Genomic DNA, 14,909 nt, shown 5'->3' on the forward strand with positions numbered 1-14,909 from the left:
ATAACAATTCGATTATCGCGAGGTCGGCTCGGCGCCGGCGCCCCGGGTCGGTCCGTGATCCGGCCCGGACGTGCCGTTCACCGCGTCGCTGCGGGTCCGGCCCTGGTCACCCCGTGTGGCGAGGTCGCCGCTGAACGGCAGTACCCCGATCGAGGCAAGCGAGATCGGCGGGATGTCCCCGATCGTGGTCGCCTCGGAACCGGATCCGGACGGCCGGTCGTCGCCGCCCGACGTCGCCGGGCGGATGGACTCCAGCGCCGAGAGGCGGGTGCGGGCGCCGTTGCCGGTGCCGGATGCGGCCTTCCCGCCGGACTCCGCGGCCTGCGTCGTCGTCCCGGACGACGAGCCGGCCGGCTCGTCGCCGGAGGCCGGGTCGTCGGCGTCGTCCTCCGCGCCCTCGGACGCGCCGGACGTGGTGCTCTCGGACGTGGTCCGACCGGACTCGGTGCGCTCGGAGCCGGTGGCGTCCGACGTGGTGCCCTGCGGGGCGTCCTGCACCTCACGGCTCAGCTCCGCGTTCAGCAGCCCCTGCAGCCGCGCCAGCTCGCCGCGGACCTCGTCGCGCAGCCCGGCCATCCGGCCCAGCTCCTGCTCGGCGGTGCGGCGGATCTCGGCGGCGTCGGTACGGGCGCGCTCGCGCTCCGCCTCGGCCTCGGTGCGGGCGGCCGCGCGGATCTTCTCGGCGTCCTCCTTGCTGGTGTCGAGCCGGTCGGCGAACTCGCGCTCGCGATCGTCGAGCTGGGCGCTGCGGGCGGCGAGGGCCTGGTCCAGCTCCGCGGCCCGCCCGAGGAGCGCTTCCTCGGTGCGGGAGCGCTGGGCGTCGGCGTCGGCGCGGGCCTGCTCGCGCAGCGCGTCGGCCTCGGCGCGGGCGGCGGCCCGCAGCTCCTCGGCGTCGCGCTCGGCGGACTGCAGCACGCGGTCGAGCCGCGGGCCGAACCCCGACGCGTCACCGCGCGAGTCCAGCTCCTCGCGCAGCCGCCGCACCTCGGCCTGCGACGCGGCCAGCGCGCGCTCGGCCAGCTCGGCCCGGCGCTGCGGGTCGGTGACCTCAGGGGCGGACGGGGAGTGCGGCAGCGCCGAGGTCCCGGTGGAGTCGGGTGCGGACACGTCCAGCGACGACAGGGCAGGCCCGGACGGCACCGACGACGGCACCGACGGGACAGAAGACACGGACGGCCCCGACGGACCAGACGGCCCCGACGGCCCCGACGGCGAGGTCAGCGGGTCGGTGCCCTGCGGGCCCCACTCGGTCTCGACCGGACGCTTCGGCAGCGCCTGCTCGCCGGAGCGCGCGGACGCCGCGCCGTCGGCGGGGCCGGCCGGCGGTGTGCCGTGCAGCAGCGTGTCCTCGAGCGCGGAGCCGGACCCGGAGGGCCGGTCGGCCGCGGCCGGGCCGGTGCGCGGCGTGGAGCCGCTCGGTGCGTCCCACGCGGGATCACCGGGCGTGCCCCACGCGGGATCACCGGGCGTGTCCCACGCAGGATCACCGGGCGTGTCCCACGCGGTCTCGGGCGTGACCCGCGACTCGTCGTGGAGCGCGTGACGGGACGCGCGACCGTTGAGCCCGCTGCCGGACTCGGAACGTGCTGATCCGGATGGCATCGACTGCACTGTTGAACCCCCAACCCCGGACGGGTGGCCGTCACCCCACCTGCCGGAGCGACGCCCGGTTCAACGAGGCCGGACGCCTCTGGTCACGATCGTCGCCCTGTGCGGCAGGACATGCCCCGGTCGCCGCAGTGCGTGCGGCCGTTCGGCGTAGACCCGGATCACCCAGGGTCGCCGGATCAGAACTCGGAGTTCTGCATGCTCATGGCGGCGTACTGCAGGTAGTTCCAGAGCTGCTCGCGGTGCGCGGGGGACAGGTTCTCCTCGTCGACCGCGACCTGCATGCAGCGCAGCCAGGCGTCGCGCTCGATCGGGCCGATCTTGAACGGGACGTGCCGCATCCGCAGCCGCGGGTGTCCGCGCTGCTCGGAGTAGGTGCGTGGGCCGCCCCAGTACTGCTCGAGGAACAGCCGCAGCCGGTCCTCGGCCGGGCCGAGGTCCTCCTCCGGGTAGAGCGGACGCAGCACCTCGTCCTCGGCGACCTGCTCGTAGAAGCGGTGGACGATCCGTGCGAAGACGGGCGCGCCCCCGACCTCGGCGTAGAAGTTCTGCGGTGCACTCACGGCGCCATGGTCTCCTACGTCTGCAGCGAACGCTTCCGCGCCTGGCCGGCCCCGTCGGGCAGCGGGCCCGGGAACACCGCGGGCCGCGGGACGTGGTGGTCGTCGAAGGCGTCGACGATCGCACCGGTCAGCGCCCGCTGCACCGCCCACTGCCTGCCCGGGCTGACCCGGACGGTGAGCCGCAGCGTCATGCCCTCCGGCCCGACCTTCTCCACGCCGAGCATGTCCGGCTTCTCGAGCACGTCCGCGGCGATGTCGGGCCGGCCGACCCGCTCCTCGGCCACCCGGGCCGCCAGCGAGCCGGCCTCGTCGACGTCGGCGGCGTAGGCCACCGGCAGGTCGACGACGGCGACGGCGTAGCCCTGGCTCTTGTTGCCCACCCGCAGGATCTCGCCGTTGCGGACGTACCAGACGGTGCCCTGGACGTCGCGGACCGTGGTGATCCGCAGCCCGACGGCCTCGACGGTGCCGTTGGCCTCGCCGAGGTCGACGACGTCACCGACGCCGTACTGGTCCTCGAGCAGCATGAACATGCCGGACAGGAAGTCACGCACCAGGTTCTGCGCGCCGAACCCGACCGCCAGGCCGACGACGCCTGCCCCGGCGAGCAGCGGCCCGAGCGGGTAGCCCAGCTCGTTCATGATCATCATGACGGCGACGAGCAGGACGACCGCGGACACGATCGAGCGCAGCACCGACCCGATCGTCTTCGCGCGCTGCATCCGCCGGTGCGAGCCCATCGGCGTGCCGGTGGCGATCTCGCCGGGCTCCGGCCCGCGGCCGCCGGGGCGTGCCCGCGCCAGGAACGCGGTGAAGTGGCCGTCGGTCGCGCCGCTGACCACCCGGGCGATCGCCCGGTGCGCCAGCCAGCGGAACAGCACGGCGATCACGACGACCATCGTGATCGACACCGTCTTGTCGACGATCGCGTCGGCGTGCTGGGCCACGAAGTCGCTGCTGGTCCAGGTGTACAGCGTCGAGCACCAGGTTCCGGGGTCCTGGGTGCAGCCGGGCACGACGCCCAGGATGTCGGAATCGGGGGGCGGGGCACTCACGCGGCGTCCTCCTCGGGGGATGGCGGCACGTCGAGCGAGACTACGTCACCCGATCCGGTGATCCGCGCTCCGCACGTGCGCCGGGACGTCGTGGTGTCCCCGCAGGTCAGGGGCCAGTTCCGGGGTGCCGTACACGGTCCGGACGGGCACCACGCCCGCCCAGGCCGCGTCGGCGAGCACGTCGGCCTCGTCGTCGGACGGCGGGCCGTTCCTGATCTTGACGCTGGCCTCGGCGAGGTCGAGGGCGAACACCGCGGTCGCGGCCAGCTCGCGCCGGTCCGGCCGCCGCGCGTGGTTCCAGGCACCCGGCGTCAGCTGCTCGACGATCACCTCGAGCGCGCGCCACCGCTCGCCGGGATCGGTCACCTTCCGCGCGACGCCGTGCACGACGGCGCTGCGGTAGTTCATCGAGAAGTGCATGACGGCGCGGGCGTGCACGACGCCGTCGAGGTGGGTGACGGTCACGCAGCACGGCAGCTCGTCGCCGGCCAGGTAGCGCGCACCGGTGGATCCGTGCAGGTAGAGGGTGTCGCCGTCGCGGCCGTAGGCGGTGGGCAGGACGACCGGGTCGCCGTCGCGCACGAAGCCGAGGTGGCACACGAGGCCCTCGTCGAGGATCGCGTGCAGGGCCGCGGGGTCGCTCGCGCCACGCTCCCGGTTGCGCCGGATCGTGCTGCGGTCGGTGGGGGAGAGCGTCATGCGAACCATGCTCGCGCGCAGAGTGGCATCCTGGAATGGCCATTCACCGCCTCGATCGGAAGGCCGCTTCGGTGCCCACCGAGAACGTGCCGCCGCTGCCGCTGGACCGGGCCTCCCCGGTGCCGCTGGCCGCGCAGCTCGCCGACCGGCTCCGCGACGCCGCGTCCGGTGGGACGCTGCGCCCCGGGGACCGGCTGCCCTCGACCCGCACGCTGGCCACGGCGCTGGACGTGAGCCGCACGGTCACCGCCGCCGCCTACGACCAGCTGCTCGCCGAGGGGTGGGTCGCCGGGCGCACCGGTTCGGGCACCTACGTCACGAACGTCCCGGCGGCCGGGACCGGACCCGCTGCCCCGCAGAGGGAACCGCGACCGGCTGCGGACACCGACGACCCCGGCCCGCGGTACTCGCTGTTCCCCGGCCGCCCGTGCGTCGCCGCGCTGGACCCGGCGATGTGGCGCCGCGCCTGGCGGGCCGCCGCCGACCCCGATCCCGACGACGCCCCGCTGCCGGACGGGGTGCCCGCGTTCCGGGCCGCCGTCGCCGAACACCTGCTGCGCCACCGCGGCCTCACCGCGACCACCGGCGACGTCCTGGCCACCGCCGGGACCTCGGCCGCGGTCGCCGAGCTCGCCCGGATCCTGCCCGCCGGGGCCACCGTCGCCGTCGAGGAACCGGGTTACCGGCGGGCGGTGTCCGCGCTGCGGGCCGCAGGCCTGGCGGTCGCACCGGTCCCGGTCGACGCCGACGGCCTCGTCGTCGAGCAGGTCCCGCCCGGCTGCGCCGCGGTCTACTGCACGCCCGCGCACCAGTTCCCGCTCGCCGTCCGGATGGCGGCGGAGCGGCGGGTGGCGCTGGTCGAACGGGCCCGCGCCGAGGACCTGCTGGTGATCGAGGACGACTACGACGGCGAGCTCCGCTACGACGTCGCCCCGCTGCCGCTGCTGGCCGCGCTCGCCCCGGAACGCGTCGTGCACCTCGGCACCTCCAGCAAGATCGTCAGCCCGACGCTCGGTGCCGGCTGGGCCGTGGCCCCACCGGCGGTCCGCGACGCCTGGCTGCGGCTGCGCTCGGCGACCGGGACCCGCCCGTCCCCGGCCGGGCAGCGGGTGTTCGCCGCGCTCGCCGCGCACGGCGACCTGGCCCGCCACCTGCGACGGCTGCGGCGCGAGCTGCGGGCCCGCCGCGAGGACGTCCTGGCCGCCGCGGCCCGCGCAGGACTCCCGGCCTCCGGCGACCCGGCCGGGGCGCACCTGGTCCTGGAGCTGCCCGGCGCCGAGGCCGAGCGGGAGACCGTGGCCGGGGCGCCGGACGTGCACGTCACCGGGCTGGCCGACTACTACGAGGGCCCGCCCGCCGCGTCCGGGCTGGTCGTGGGCTTCGCCGCCGGCTCCCGCACCGAGCTGGCGACCGCGCTGCAGCTGCTGCTCGAGCCGCGGCCGGGGGCCCGGCACGGTTGAGCGCGGCCCGCCCCGGCCCGGACGGACGGTGCGGGCCCGCCTACCCTCTTCCCCCATGAGTACCGACCGGGTCAAGGTCGCCGTCGTCTTCGGTGGACGCAGTTCCGAGCACGCCATCTCCTGCGTCTCCGCAGGCAGCGTGCTCACCCATCTCGACCCGGAGCGTTTCGAGGCCGTCCCGGTCGGCATCGCCCGCGACGGCTCCTGGGTGGTCGGCACCAGCGACGCCGAGACGCTGAAGATCTCCGGGCGCACGCTGCCCGAGGTCGACGGCACCGCCGACGCGGTCGTGCTGCCCGGCGAGCCCGGCCGCGGCCTGGTCCGCCTGGAGCCCGGCGCGGCGGGGGAGGCGCTGTCGGACATCGACGTCGTGTTCCCGGTGCTGCACGGCGCCTTCGGCGAGGACGGGACCATCCAGGGCCTGCTCGAGATGGCAGGCGTCCCCTACGTCGGCGCGGGCGTGCTCGCCTCCGCCGTCGGGATGGACAAGGAGTTCGCCAAGAAGCTCCTGGCCGCCGAGGGCCTGACCGTCGCCGACGGCGTCGTCCTGCGCCCGGGCACCGGCATCGGGTTCGCCGACCGCGACCGCCTCGGCCTGCCGCTGTTCGTGAAGCCCTCGCGCGCCGGGTCGTCGATGGGCGTGACCCGGGTGACCGACGCCGCCGCGCTGGACGCCGCGATCGACGACGCCCGCGAGCACGACCCGAAGGTGCTGGTCGAGGCGGCCGTCCCCGGCCGCGAGGTCGAGTGCGCGGTGCTGGAGTTCCCGGACGGCAGCGTCCGCGCCAGCCTGCCCGCCGAGCTCAGCTTCGGCGGCGAGTTCTACGACTTCGAGTCCAAGTACCTCGACACCATGGAGCTGGACATCCCCGCCAAGCTCGACGACGAGATCGTCGCCGAGCTGCGCGCGCAGGCGGTCACCGCGTTCCGCGCGCTCGACGCACAGGGACTGGCCCGGGTGGACTTCTTCGTCGACACCGAGACCGGGTCGATCGTGGTCAACGAGGTCAACACGATGCCCGGGTTCACCGCGTCCTCGGCCTACCCGAAGATGTGGGCGGTCACCGGCATCGACTACTCCGAGCTGCTGACCACGCTGGTCGAGACGGCGATCGCGCGCGGCACCGGCCTGCGCTGAGCCGGGGCACCGTCCAGATCAGTGCAGGTCAGCGTACCTGGACCGGCTGTGCCGGCAGGTGCGCGGTGACGGCGTCGGACACGGTCTGCAGCGGGGCCGAACCGACCTCCGCGGGCGCGGAGAGCTCCAGGTGGATCCCGCGGTCGACGACGGCGTAGGTCGTCGCGAGGCCGCCGGGCGGGGTGCCGAGCGGCAGCCAGCTCACCCCGTTGACCACGATCAGCGGCGAGGTGGGACCCAGCGCGGCGGGCCGTTCGGTGCCGCAGCGCAGCACGACCGGCTCCGGTGCGGCCGCCCAGGCCCGGGCGCCCGGCACCGGCGGGTCGATCTCGCGCGACGGCAGCGGGGCGGGATCGGCGGGGAGCTCGGCGGGCAGGGCTCCCAGCACGGCGTCGCACGGCGGGCCGGCGGCCTGCGGTGCCGCGGCGGGCGGCAGCGCGAGCGGGCCGGTGTCGGGGCCCGAGCTCAGCCGCGACCAGATGCCGACACCGGCGACGACGAGCGCGAGCAGCAGGGGCAGCGCCAGCGCCACCACCACCGGTGGTGACACCCGGCCCCGTCCCGCCACGCCCGTCGTCCCGTCGGTCAGGAGAGCTTGACGATCGGGCAGGTCAGCGTCCGGGTGATCCCGTTGACGTTCTGGACCCGCGCGACGACGAGCTTGCCGAGCTGGTCGACGTCGTCGGCCTCGGCGCGCACGATCACGTCGTACGGTCCGGTGACGTCCTCGGCCGAGACCACGCCCGGGAGACCGCCGATCTCGGAGGCGACGGCGGCCGCCTTCCCGACCTCGGTCTGGACGAGGATGAATGCCTGCACCACGGCGTGCCCCTTTCCGGTAATTGCCGCCGGAGGTGGATCGTTGGCGGCAGGAATGTCGGAGGCCGAACCTACCGGAGGTCACCCCGTGCCCCCATCCGCGTTCACGCCCGAGGGCGGATCCGAGGCGAGCGTCTCACTCCGCGAGGTCGGGGAGTTCGAGCTGATCGCCCGGGTCGCCACGCACCGTGCTCAACCGGCCACGACCGTGCTCGGTCCCGGTGACGACTCCGCGGTCGTCGCCGCGCCCGACGGGCGGGTCGTCGCGTGCACCGACGTGCTCGTCGAGGGGGTGCACTTCCGGCTCGACTGGTCCTCGCCGGAGCAGATCGGGCGCAAGGCCGCGGCGGCGAACCTGGCCGACGTCGCGGCGATGGGCGCGGTGCCGACGGCACTGCTGGTGGGGCTGGCGTGCCCGTCGTCGACGCCGGCGTCGTCGCTGGAGAAGCTCGCCGACGGGCTGTGGGCGGAGGCGACGCCTGCCGGTGCGGGCGTCGTCGGCGGGGACCTGACGTCCGGGCCGGTGATCGTGCTGTCCGTGACCGCGCTCGGTGACCTGCAGGGACGTGCCCCGGTGACCCGCGGAGGCGCCCGGGCCGGGGACCGGGTCGCGGTGTGCGGGCGGCTCGGCTGGTCCGCGGCCGGGCTCGCCGTCCTGGGCCGCGGGTTCCGCTCGCCCGCGGCGCTGGTCGACGCACACCGCACCCCGGCCCCGCCCTACGCGGCCGGTCCGCAGGCCGCCGACGCCGGCGCCACCGCCATGATCGACGTGTCGGACGGGCTGCTGGCCGACCTCGGGCACGTCGCGCAGGCGTCCGGGGTGGCGGTACGGCTGCGGTCCTCGGCGTTCGCGGTGCCGGACAAGCTCGCCGAGATGGGATCGGTGCTCGGGCTGGACCCGATGACCTGGATCCTGACCGGGGGCGAGGACCACGCGCTGGTCGCGACGTTCGGCCCGGACACCCCGCTGCCCGAGGGCTGGGCGGAGATCGGCGTCGCCGAGGCGCCCGGCGAGGGCGGGCCGGTGGTGACCGTCGACGGGCGGACCTGGGACGGCGGGCCGGGCTGGGCGCACTTCACGACGTGAGGCGCGGCCCCGGCGGGATCAGGCTCCGCGGCGCCAGAACAGGAACAGGTTCCGCAGCCGGCGGCGCAGCTGCGGGTGCCCGGGCTCCGAACGCTCCGGGGCGGGGAACTGCCGGAACTCCGCCGGCGGCGGGGTCAGGTTCGCCGCGGGCAGCGTCGGCGGGTCCAGCGCGACGAGCGTCTGCGGGAAGTGCCGGTCCTGGTACGACAGCTCCGGCTTCGGCTGCTGCTCGTCGTGCCGGGGCTCCGGCGTGGGCTCGGCCATGGACTCGCTCGAGGTCACAACGGTTTCCTGCACGGCCGGTTCATCGTCGTCCGGGGCCGGGCTGTTACCGCTGGTCGGGGCGAGGTCGTCACGATCACACTCCGGGGCTGCGTCGTCTGCATCGTCGTCCCCGGGGAGATGCCTCAGCAGGTGAGGCGTTCGCATGCAGGAGGCCGCTCGCCGTCGCTGTCGTGGGGCCCCGGGAGCCACGAACCCGGGGAGATACCTCAGCCGGTGAGGCATTCGCCGACCAGGATCCCGGCCGCCCCGCGCATCCGCCGCCGTCAGGGCAGCATCCACCCCAGCACCGGCGTCGCCTGCAGCGCGATCAGCGCCGCGAGCACCACCAGCATCCCCAGGCTCCAGCCCAGGACCCGGCGCAGCAGCAGGCCCTCCTGGTCCTCCAGCTTCACCGCGACACAGGCGATCGTCAGGTTCTGCGGGGACAGCATCTTCCCCAGCACCCCGCCGGAGGAGTTCGCCGCGGCCAGCAGGTCCGGCGGCAGCCCGGCGGCCTGCGCCGCGGTCACCTGCAGCGACCCGAACAGTGCGTTCGCCGAGGTGTCCGAGCCGGTGACCGCGACCGCGAACCAGCCCAGCACCGGCGACAGGAAGCCGAGCCCGGCACCGGCTCCGGCGATGAGCAGCCCGATCGCCGTCGTCTGCGCGGAGGCGTTCATGACGTACGCCAGTGCCAGCACCGACGTGACGGTCAGGATCGCCCAGCGCAGGTCGTGCACGGTGCGGCCCCAGGCGGCCAGGGCGCGTCCTGCGGAGACCTTCAGCAGCACCGCGATGACCACCCCGGCGACGACCATCAGGGTGCCCGCGGTGGACAGCCAGGTCAGCGAGAACTTCGTCGTCGAGTGCGGTGTGCCCTGCGGGGTGACCACGTCGAGCCCCGGCCAGGTGAACGCGATCTTCAGCGAGTCGACCGCGTCCTTGATCCCGGGGAGCTGTGCCATGGCGAACACCGCGACGATCACGACGTAGGGCGCGTAGGCGAGGCGGACGTCGCGCGGGGAGTCCACCGGGACGTCCCCGGAACCGGTGGAGCCGGAGCCGGTGGCCCCGGAGCCGGTGGTGTCGGGACCGGTGGTGACCGCGACCGGGGCGGGGGAGCGGGCGGCCCACACCGCGTCCGGCTGCACCCGCGTCATCCCGACCACGGCCAGCGCCCCGGCCAGCGAGGCGACGATGTCGGTGAGCTCCACCGAGACGTAGTTCGAGGTCAGGAACTGGGCCAGGGCGAACACCACGCCGCCGACGACCGCGGGCACCCACGCCTCGCGCAACCCGCGGCGGCCGTCGACCAGGAACACCAGCACCAGCGGCACGAACAGCGCGAGCACCGGCGTCTGCCGCCCGACCACCGCCGAGACCTGGTCCAGCGGCAGCCCCGCCACCCGGGCCAGCGTGATCACCGGGACACCCATCGCGCCGAACGCGACCGGCGCGGTGTTCGCGACCAGCGCCACCACCGCGGCCTTGAGCTTGTCGAAGCCCAGCGCGATCAGCATGACCGCGGTGATCGCCACCGGCGCCCCGAACCCGGCGAGCGCCTCCAGCAGCCCGCCGAAGCAGAACGCGACGAGGATGGCCTGGGTGCGGGTGTCCGACGACAGCGCCCCGAAGCTGCGCCGCAGCACGTCGAAGTGCCCGGTCGCGACGGTCATGTTGTAGACCCAGAGCGCGTTCACGACGATCCACAGGATCGGGAACAACCCGAAGACCGCCCCGTGCGACGCGGCCAGCAGCGACTGCCCGACCGGCATCCCGAACCCGGCGACGGCGACGACCAGCGCCACCGCGAGCCCGGCCAGCGCCGCCCACTGCGCCTTGGTCCGGAACACCCCGAGCAGCACGAACACCGTCGCCAGCGGCAGCAGCGACACCAGCGCCGAGGCGGCCAGGGACCCGCCGACGGCCTGCGGGTCCTGCTGGTAGGCGCCCTCGGCGAGCACGCCCCCGGAGACGAGCAGGGTCATCGGTGCGGGACCCCGGCCCCGCGGATGCTGGCGTCGAGCAGCTGGATCGGGTGCAGCAGCGGCACGTCACCGAAGCTCTCGTCGGGCAGGTACTTCGCGATCTGCAGCAGGCAGCCCGGGTTCGCGGTCACCACGACCTGTGGCGCCACGTCGCGGATCTTCTGCGCCTTCCGCTCGCCGAGCTCGGCGGCGGCGTCGGGCATCGTCATGTTGTAGATGCCTGCCGACCCGCAGCACAGCGACGCCTCGGCGATGTCGAGCAGCTCCAGCTCGGGGATGGTGCGCAGCACCTCCCGCGGCTGGTTCCGGACGCCCTGGGCGTGCCCGAGGTGGCACGCGTCGTGGTAGGCGACCCGGTCCGGGACGGGCGTGCGGGGCGCGCGGGGGCCGCCGTCGTCGCTCTCGGGGCGGGAGTAGAGGTCGGCGAGGACCTCGTGCACGTCGCGGCACCGCGCGGAGAACGCCGCCGCCCGCGCGGCCCACTCCGGGTCGTCGGCGAGCAGGTGGCCGTAGTCCTTGAGCGAGGAGCCGCACCCGGCGACGTTGGTGACGATCGCGTCGACGTCGAGCGACTCGAACCGGGCGATCGTGCGCTTGGCCCGCTCCATCGCGGTCTCCGCACGCCCGGCGTGGATCTCCAGGGCACCGCAGCACTGCTGCTCGCGCGGGACGAGCACGTCACAGCCCTCGGCGGACAGCACGCGGACGGTGGCCCCGTTGACCCGGTGGAAGAACACGTCCTGCACGCAGCCGGACAGCAGCGCGACCCGGGCCCGGCGGCGCCCGACGGCGGCGGTGTGCACCGGCAGCGTCGCGAAGGCCTCGCGCACCGAGACCGGCGGCAGCAGCGATTCCATCGCCGCGAGCCGCCTCATCGTTCCCGTCGGCAGCCTGCCGGGCAGCTCGTCGGCCAGTTTCCGGACCGCGGGCACGGCGCGCAGCTTCTGGTAGAGCGCGCCGGGCAGCGCGGCCAGCCGCAGCCGCCGCTTGTACGGGAACAACGCGAAGATCGCGTCGCGGAACAGCTGGTCGGCCCGGGTGCGCGGCACGTTGCGCTCGATCTGCGGGCGCACCGACTCGAGCAGCTTGTCGTACTGCACCCCGGACGGGCACGCGGTCACGCACGCCATGCAGCCCAGGCAGTTGTCCATGTGCTCGGTGAACGGCCCGTCGAGCCCGATGTCGCCCTTCTCGGCCAGGTCCATCAGCAGGATCCGGCCGCGCGGGGAATCCATCTCCTCGCCCCACAGCACGTAGGTGGGGCAGGTGGGCAGGCAGAACCCGCAGTGCACGCAGTCGTCGAGGAGCTCGCGCTCCGGCGGCTGGATCGGGTCGAACGCGCTCGGCCCCTGCCGGTCCATCTTGGTCTCGGCGGCGCCGGTGGGCGTGCCGCCGGTGGGGACGACGCCGTCGCTCTCGTGGGTGCTCGTCACGGGTGCCTCACATCCAGGGGTCGAAACGGCCGGGGGCGAACCGGGCGTCGGGGTCGAGCCGGTCCTTGAGCGCGCGGAACACCGGCATGGCCGAGGGCTCCGGGCCCCAGGCCGGGACATCGGCGTCGGCGGGGCGGTCGCGCAGCACCGAGGTGCCGTTCGCGGCGGCGACGGTGGCGTGCACCTCGGGCACCGCCGCGGCGGGCACGGTGACCGTGGCGACGCCGGTGGCCAGGCCCGCGGTCACCGCACGCACCGGCAGCTGCGCCGGCAGCGGTGCGAGCCGGGCCGGGGCACACCCGATCCGGACGACGGCGTCCCCGGACTCCGGCCCGGGCCCGGCGGTGAGCGCGGCGTGGGTCTCCCACACGTCCTCCCCGGCCTCGCGGGCGGCGTCGCCGAGCAGCTCCCGCAGCCGCCCGACCCGGTCGGGCAGCGTCCGTGTGCCGCCCTCCAGCCGGACGAGCAGCCGACCGGGACCGTCGGAGATCCACTCGCAGGCGATCGGCTCCAGCGGGCTGCGGACGATCTCGTCGACCAGCCCGGCCGCGGCCTCGATGGGCCCGTCGACGGCGACCGTGGCCACCGCGGCAGGCACCGGGTGCAACCGCAGCACGACCTCGACCAGCACGCCGAACGTGCCGTAGCTGCCGTGCAGGAGCTTCGCGACGTCGTAGCCGGCCACGTTCTTGATCACGTGGCCGCCGCTGCGCACCATCGTGCCGTCGGCGAGCACGGTCGTCGTGCCGATCACGAGGTCGCGCATGCCGCCGTAGACCAGGGCGGACGGGCCTGCGTCGGCCGTGGCGACCAGGCCGCCGACGGTGGCGCCGCGCCTGATCCGGGCGGCGTCGAGCGCGAGCCGCTGCCCGTGCTCGGCGAGCTCGGCCTGCAGGTCGCGGACGGGGGTCCCGGCGAGCACCGAGACGGTCATGTCGCCGGGGTTGTGCGTGATCACCCCGGACAGGCCGGACAGGTCGAGCGTCGCGTCGACCGGGCGGTCGCCGGAGCCGAGACGTCCGGCCCAGCCCGCGGCGGTGCCTGCCCCGGTGATCGCGAGCCGGCCGGGAGTGTCGAGGACGGCGTCCCGCACCTCGGCCGACGAGGTGGGGCGCAGCGTGGTGGGTGCGGCGCGGGTCATGGTTCGGGCCCTTTCTCGCAGGTGGGCGGCGTGCGCCGGCGCGTCGGTGCGCCGGGCCGTCGGAGCCGTTCGACCGGGCTCAGAGCCGTTCGATCAGACCGGCCTCCTCCAGCGGGTGCGGGCGGTACTTCCCGGGCTTCTCCCCGCAGAGCCGCGGGGTCGGCAGCAGCTTGCCCGGGTTGCAGATGTGCTCGGGGTCGAACGCGGACCGGACGCGATCCATCACGGCCAGGTCGTCCTCGCCGTACATCTTGGGCATCGAGCAGGCCTTGTCGGTGCCGATGCCGTGCTCACCGGACAGCGACCCGCCCATCGACACGCACAGCTCGGCGATCTCGCGGGCCAGGTCCTCGGCGCGCTCGGTCTCGCCGTCGGCGGCGCAGAACAGCACCAGGGGGTGCAGGTTGCCGTCGCCGGCGTGGAAGACGTTCGCGACGCGCAGCCCGGCCCGCTCACCCATCTCGCCGATGCGCTCCAGGGCCTCGGCGAGCCGGGTCCGGGGGACGACGCCGTCCTGCACGATGTAGTCCGGTGAGATCCGGCCGACGGCGGCGAACGCTGCCTTGCGGCCCTTCCAGATCTTCGCGCGCTCCTCCGGCGAGCCCGCGACGTGCAGCCGGGTGCAGCCGTGCCGGTCGCAGATCTCCTCGACCCGCCGGAACTGGTCCTCGCACTCCTCGACGGTGCCGTCGAGCTCGACGACCAGCGCGGCCGGCGTGTCCAGGGAGTACCCGGCCCCGGTGGCGCCCTCGGCGGCCTCGATCGCCAGCGCGTCCATCATCTCGACGGCGGCGGGCACGATCCCGGCGGCGACGATGTCGGACACCACCCGCCCGCCCGCGGCGACCGACGGGAAGTCCGCGAGCAGCGTGCGCATGACCTCCGGGGTGCGGAGCAGCCGCACGGTCACCTTCGTGACCACGCCGAGCGTCCCCTCGGAGCCGAGGAACACACCGCGCAGGTCGGGCCCGGCCTGCTCGGCGGAGTCCGTACCCAGGGTGACCAGGGTGCCGTCGGGCAGCACGACCTCCATCGACAGCACGTGGTTGGTCGTGAAGCCGTACTTGAGGCAGTGCGCGCCGCCGGAGTTCTCGGCGACGTTGCCGCCGATCGTGCACACCTGCTGCGACGACGGGTCGGGCGCGAAGTACAGCCCGTACGGCGACGCCGCGGCGGTGATCTCCAGGTTCGTGACGCCCGGCTCCAGCACCGCGCGCCGGTTCTCCGGGTCGACCTCCAGGATGCGGTCGAGCCGGTTCAGCCCGATGACGACGCCGTCGGCGACCGGCAGCGCGCCGCCGGACAGCCCGGTCCCGGCGCCGCGGGCGACGAACGGGATGTCGTGCAGCGCGCAGATGCGCACGCAGCCTGCGACGTCCTCGGCGGTGCGCGGCAGCAGCACCAGCTCGGGCACGACCCGGGCGCCGGTCAGGCCGTCGCACTCGTAGGAGCGGGTACGGACGGGGTCGTCGATCACGTCGGCGGCGCCCAGCAGGGCGACGAACTCGTCGTGGACCGCGGGTTCCAGAGGCATCGATGCACTCCCTCGCTCTGCGGTGCGCGGCGGTGCGGTGCGCGTGGCGGGACTCACAGGAGGGTACGTCGGGGTGTGGACGTACCGCCCGCTCACCGCCCCGGGGTGCGACCCGGTGAG

Annotated in this window: 14 protein-coding genes; 3 read left to right on the forward strand and 11 right to left on the reverse strand. The window is 74.8% G+C overall.

Features of this window, described 5'->3' with window-relative positions; genetic code table 11:
- Positions 1-12 precede the first annotated feature (12 nt).
- The 4 genes from ACLE50_RS18970 to ACLE50_RS18985 form a co-directional block, all read right to left on the reverse strand.
- On the reverse strand, positions 13-1,602 hold the full coding sequence (locus tag ACLE50_RS18970) for a hypothetical protein (RefSeq protein ID WP_410944927.1): 1,590 nt from the start codon (positions 1,600-1,602) through the stop codon (positions 13-15).
- Positions 1,603-1,787: 185 nt separating this feature from the next.
- A complete protein-coding gene (locus ACLE50_RS18975) occupies positions 1,788-2,171 on the reverse strand; it encodes a globin (RefSeq protein ID WP_410944928.1) in 384 nt (127 codons plus the stop codon).
- A 14-nt stretch (positions 2,172-2,185) separates the two neighbouring features.
- Complete coding sequence (locus tag ACLE50_RS18980) at positions 2,186-3,226, reverse strand: mechanosensitive ion channel family protein (RefSeq protein ID WP_410944929.1); 1,041 nt, start codon at positions 3,224-3,226, stop codon at positions 2,186-2,188.
- A gap of 45 nt (positions 3,227-3,271) precedes the next feature.
- A complete protein-coding gene (locus tag ACLE50_RS18985) occupies positions 3,272-3,925 on the reverse strand; it encodes a pyridoxamine 5'-phosphate oxidase family protein (RefSeq protein ID WP_410944930.1) in 654 nt (217 codons plus the stop codon).
- A gap of 35 nt (positions 3,926-3,960) precedes the next feature.
- Between ACLE50_RS18985 and pdxR the strand changes: the two genes are divergently transcribed.
- Complete coding sequence (gene pdxR / locus ACLE50_RS18990) at positions 3,961-5,385, forward strand: MocR-like pyridoxine biosynthesis transcription factor PdxR (protein ID WP_410944931.1); 1,425 nt, start codon at positions 3,961-3,963, stop codon at positions 5,383-5,385.
- Between the two features lie 55 nt (positions 5,386-5,440).
- The gene (locus ACLE50_RS18995) at positions 5,441-6,523 is read left to right on the forward strand and encodes a D-alanine--D-alanine ligase family protein (RefSeq protein ID WP_410944932.1); all 1,083 of its coding nucleotides are present in this window, start codon (positions 5,441-5,443) and stop codon (positions 6,521-6,523) included.
- 28 nt (positions 6,524-6,551) lie between these two features.
- Here the strand turns inward: ACLE50_RS18995 and ACLE50_RS19000 are convergent, their stop codons facing one another.
- Both ACLE50_RS19000 and ACLE50_RS19005 read right to left on the reverse strand, forming a co-directional pair.
- Positions 6,552-7,091 (reverse strand): DUF3515 domain-containing protein, encoded by a 540-nt coding sequence (locus ACLE50_RS19000; protein WP_410944933.1) that lies wholly within the window; start codon positions 7,089-7,091, stop codon positions 6,552-6,554.
- A 17-nt stretch (positions 7,092-7,108) separates the two neighbouring features.
- On the reverse strand, positions 7,109-7,345 hold the full coding sequence (locus ACLE50_RS19005; protein WP_410944934.1) for an Lrp/AsnC family transcriptional regulator: 237 nt from the start codon (positions 7,343-7,345) through the stop codon (positions 7,109-7,111).
- Between the two features lie 85 nt (positions 7,346-7,430).
- Between ACLE50_RS19005 and ACLE50_RS19010 the strand changes: the two genes are divergently transcribed.
- Positions 7,431-8,429, forward strand: a complete 999-nt coding sequence (locus ACLE50_RS19010) for a thiamine-phosphate kinase (protein WP_410944935.1) — start codon at positions 7,431-7,433, stop codon at positions 8,427-8,429.
- A gap of 18 nt (positions 8,430-8,447) precedes the next feature.
- Here ACLE50_RS19010 and ACLE50_RS19015 read toward each other — a convergent pair whose 3' ends face one another.
- From ACLE50_RS19015 to ACLE50_RS19035, 5 genes are all read right to left on the reverse strand, one after another.
- A complete protein-coding gene (locus tag ACLE50_RS19015; protein ID WP_410944936.1) occupies positions 8,448-8,711 on the reverse strand; it encodes a hypothetical protein in 264 nt (87 codons plus the stop codon).
- Positions 8,712-8,977: 266 nt separating this feature from the next.
- Complete coding sequence (locus ACLE50_RS19020) at positions 8,978-10,681, reverse strand: L-lactate permease (protein WP_410944937.1); 1,704 nt, start codon at positions 10,679-10,681, stop codon at positions 8,978-8,980.
- Entirely contained in the window at positions 10,678-12,042 is a 1,365-nt protein-coding gene (locus ACLE50_RS19025) for a (Fe-S)-binding protein (RefSeq protein WP_410945087.1), read from the reverse strand. The genes ACLE50_RS19020 and ACLE50_RS19025 overlap by 4 nt, the downstream gene beginning before the upstream one ends.
- Positions 12,043-12,121: 79 nt before the next feature.
- A complete protein-coding gene (locus ACLE50_RS19030) occupies positions 12,122-13,255 on the reverse strand; it encodes an FAD-binding oxidoreductase (RefSeq protein WP_410944938.1) in 1,134 nt (377 codons plus the stop codon).
- 79 nt (positions 13,256-13,334) lie between these two features.
- Positions 13,335-14,789: an FAD-binding oxidoreductase gene (locus ACLE50_RS19035; protein ID WP_410944939.1), complete on the reverse strand. Its 1,455-nt coding sequence runs from the start codon at positions 14,787-14,789 to the stop codon at positions 13,335-13,337.
- Between the last annotated feature and the right edge of the window lie 120 nt (positions 14,790-14,909).

Origin of the sequence: Pseudonocardia phyllosphaerae (genome assembly GCF_046546475.1) — a bacterium.
In the GTDB taxonomy this organism is placed as follows: Bacteria; Actinomycetota; Actinomycetes; order Mycobacteriales; family Pseudonocardiaceae; genus Pseudonocardia; species Pseudonocardia phyllosphaerae.

Coding starts and splice junctions, on each gene's coding strand:
- ACLE50_RS18970 (WP_410944927.1), bottom strand. CDS start 1,602: ATGCCATCCGGATCAGCACGTTCCGAGTCCGGCAGCGGGCTCAACGGT.
- ACLE50_RS18985 (WP_410944930.1), bottom strand. CDS start 3,925: ATGACGCTCTCCCCCACCGACCGCAGCACGATCCGGCGCAACCGGGAG.
- pdxR (WP_410944931.1), top strand. CDS start 3,961: ATGGCCATTCACCGCCTCGATCGGAAGGCCGCTTCGGTGCCCACCGAG.
- ACLE50_RS18995 (WP_410944932.1), top strand. CDS start 5,441: ATGAGTACCGACCGGGTCAAGGTCGCCGTCGTCTTCGGTGGACGCAGT.
- ACLE50_RS19020 (WP_410944937.1), bottom strand. CDS start 10,681: ATGACCCTGCTCGTCTCCGGGGGCGTGCTCGCCGAGGGCGCCTACCAG.
- ACLE50_RS19025 (WP_410945087.1), bottom strand. CDS start 12,042: ATGGACCGGCAGGGGCCGAGCGCGTTCGACCCGATCCAGCCGCCGGAG.
- ACLE50_RS19030 (WP_410944938.1), bottom strand. CDS start 13,255: ATGACCCGCGCCGCACCCACCACGCTGCGCCCCACCTCGTCGGCCGAG.
- ACLE50_RS19035 (WP_410944939.1), bottom strand. CDS start 14,789: ATGCCTCTGGAACCCGCGGTCCACGACGAGTTCGTCGCCCTGCTGGGC.